Annotated in this window: 5 protein-coding genes; 2 read left to right on the forward strand and 3 right to left on the reverse strand. The window is 65.0% G+C overall.

The window, feature by feature from the left end; translation table 11 throughout:
- Positions 1–109: 109 nt before the first annotated feature.
- Both AAFX91_RS40780 and AAFX91_RS40785 read right to left on the reverse strand, forming a co-directional pair.
- Positions 110–715, reverse strand: coding sequence for an MSMEG_1061 family FMN-dependent PPOX-type flavoprotein (locus tag AAFX91_RS40780; RefSeq protein ID WP_394570254.1), 606 nt, complete (start codon positions 713–715; stop codon positions 110–112).
- An 86-nt stretch (positions 716–801) separates the two neighbouring features.
- The gene (locus AAFX91_RS40785; RefSeq protein WP_130582521.1) at positions 802–1047 is read right to left on the reverse strand and encodes a DUF2188 domain-containing protein; all 246 of its coding nucleotides are present in this window, start codon (positions 1045–1047) and stop codon (positions 802–804) included.
- A gap of 145 nt (positions 1048–1192) precedes the next feature.
- On the opposite strand from AAFX91_RS40785, the gene AAFX91_RS40790 reads away from it, so the two are divergent.
- Positions 1193–1459 carry a DUF2277 domain-containing protein gene (locus AAFX91_RS40790; RefSeq protein WP_130582519.1) on the forward strand — a complete coding sequence of 89 codons (267 nt, stop codon included), beginning with the start codon at positions 1193–1195 and terminating at the stop codon, positions 1457–1459.
- Between the two features lie 18 nt (positions 1460–1477).
- Here AAFX91_RS40790 and AAFX91_RS40795 read toward each other — a convergent pair whose 3' ends face one another.
- The gene (locus AAFX91_RS40795; protein ID WP_394570255.1) at positions 1478–1966 is read right to left on the reverse strand and encodes a collagen-like protein; all 489 of its coding nucleotides are present in this window, start codon (positions 1964–1966) and stop codon (positions 1478–1480) included.
- 146 nt (positions 1967–2112) lie between these two features.
- Here AAFX91_RS40795 and AAFX91_RS40800 point away from each other — a divergent pair, with 146 nt between their 5' ends.
- A complete protein-coding gene (locus AAFX91_RS40800; protein WP_130584244.1) occupies positions 2113–2361 on the forward strand; it encodes a hypothetical protein in 249 nt (82 codons plus the stop codon).
- The last annotated feature ends 76 nt before the right edge of the window (positions 2362–2437 follow it).

Genomic DNA, 2437 nt, shown 5'->3' on the forward strand with positions numbered 1-2437 from the left:
TCGTCGCCATTGCCGCCACTCTGCTCTGGATAAGGTAACTGTCCACACGGCCTAAGGCCATATGCGATTCCCCTACCTGAAAGGGGAGGGTGATTACCCGTGCCAGCCGTCAGAGCTGCGTCTTGTAGCGCTCTTCCACCACCGCCTGGCTCTCCGGCTCGCCGAGCGTGGTCTGGTCGTGGATCACTTCGCTGATGCTCGGGAATACCTTGCGCTCGACGCGTCTGTCCGCCGACCACAGTTTCGAGCGCATCAAGGCCTTGCCGCAGTGGAAATAGGCTTCCGCGACGTCGACGCGCAGCACCGCGCGCGGCGGCTTGCCGAATTCCACCATCGAAGCCAGGAGCTCCGGATCGGACGAGAGACGTCCCTTGCCGCCGACGCGCAATGTCTCGTCGATCCCCGGCACGAAGAAGATGAGCTGCAGAAAGCCCGAACCCTCGACGATGTTCCGGAAGCTGTCGATGCGGTTGTTGCCGGAGCGGTCCGGCATCAACAACAGGTTCGGCGAGGCGACGCTGACGAAGCCCGGATTGCCGCCGCGCGGGGACGCATCGACGCTGCCGTCGGAGCCGGAGGTCGCCAGCACGCAGAACGGCGACATGCCGATGAACTTCCTCGCATGCACATCGATCTCTGGCCGCGCCTTCGCGATCACGCGCGCAGTCGGCTTTTGATAGATCGAGGCGAGGTCGGCAGCGGCAAGGTCGGTCACGGGCGATCTCCGGATGTCGTATTTGCGACAAGCGTATCATCGCGAAATTCCGCCGTCATCCCGCGCTGAAAGAGGCATGCTCAGCCTCAGCCGCGATCCTCGACATCCGTCTCGGGGCGGTCGCTGCCGGCGGCGGTCTCGGTGTGCCATTGTCCGTCAGGGGTTTCATACTCGATCGCCTCGGTGCGGCCGGGCACCCGCTGCTCGGCCGCCACACGTCGGGCGGCGGCCAGCGCAGCGGCATGGGTCGCGAACGGTTCGGAGAACACGCCGTCCACGGTGTAGGCCCATCCGCCGTCATGTTCGACGATCTTGTAGATCACATGGCTCATCGGGAACTCGCTTTGCGTTGCGGCCGGGAGGGGTGAAGCCACCGGCGCTTTCATGACAGAATAGGCGATGATGTCGGAATTTCCATGGACCAATCGTCCTTGGGCTAAGGCAACGGACCCGGGCCGCCGGTGACAGGAGTAAAGCATGTGCCGCAACATCAAGACGCTGTTCAATTTCGAGCCGCCCGCGACCGAGGACGAGATCCACGCTTCCGCACTGCAATTCGTGCGCAAACTGTCCGGTTTCAACAAGCCGTCGCAGGCCAATGAAGCTGCCTTCGATCGCGCGGTCGCCGAGGTCTCGGACGCCGCGCACCGGCTTCTCGTTTCGCTACACACCACGGCACCGGCGCGCGACCGCGAAGTGGAGGCGGAGAAGGCAAAGGAGCGCTCGCGGCTGCGGTTCGGGTGAGCCGCGCCGGCTGGCGGCCTATTTCTTGTCCTTGTGCTTCTTCTTTTTCTTGTCCTTGTGATCCTCGTCTTCACCGGGATCGTCGAGGTCAGCGGGTTGCTCGGCCACGGCCGCAGCCAATGCTTCGCGCTCGGCCGCCTCCTGCTCGCGCTGGCGGCGATAGTCTTCCCAGGCGTCGAAGATCATGTGCAGCCACGGCATCACCTGTTCGATCGAAGGCAGTTGCCCGGGCGGGCCCGGCTCGCCGCGCGGACCGGCCGGACCCTGCGGCCCGGCGGGACCATGCGAACCGGGCGCACCCTGCGGGCCCGGTTCGCCCCGCTTACCTTGCGCACCAGGCTTGCCCTGCGCTCCCGGCTTGCCTTGCGGGCCGGGCTTGCCGCGCGCCCCGTCGGGGCCGCGCCGGCCGGGATGTCCCTGCGGTCCCGGCCGTCCCTGTTCGCCGGGCCGGCCGCGTGGGCCCTGTGCGCCCGCTGCTCCGCGCCGGCTGGAAGCATCATCGGCCACTGCTGCACTCCGAATGAAATTGCGCCCGCGCGTTCTTAGCGGCGTTTGGCGACCGCTTCAATTCCGCGAGCGGATTGATCAACATCAATGATGCAATCGCGCTCCATGGCATCGTCACGATGTGATGGTGGAACGGGAGCGAAGCCATGAACGCAGGCTGGAAGATCTTCTTGCTGTCGCTGGCCCTGTTCGCGATTGCCTTCGGTGCCGAGCGGCTCCTTGTGCCCGACATCGTGCCGATCGGCTTTGCCGAGGAGCCGCAATCGCTGTTGTCGGTCCAGACCGCTTTCGTGCTGCGCGCCATCGAACTGATCGCGGGAAGCGTCGCGGCGATCTCGCTCGTCATCACGCTCGGCGCCTGGGTGAGGACGCGCAGCACGCGATCGCACGCGTAGGCGGCTAGCATTACAGTTGTAATTGACTGAGGATTCTGAATCCATGGGCAACCATGATTCGAAGATCGTGGACGCA

Source organism: Bradyrhizobium sp. 31Argb (genome assembly GCF_043638955.1).
GTDB lineage: Bacteria > Pseudomonadota > Alphaproteobacteria > Rhizobiales > Xanthobacteraceae > Bradyrhizobium.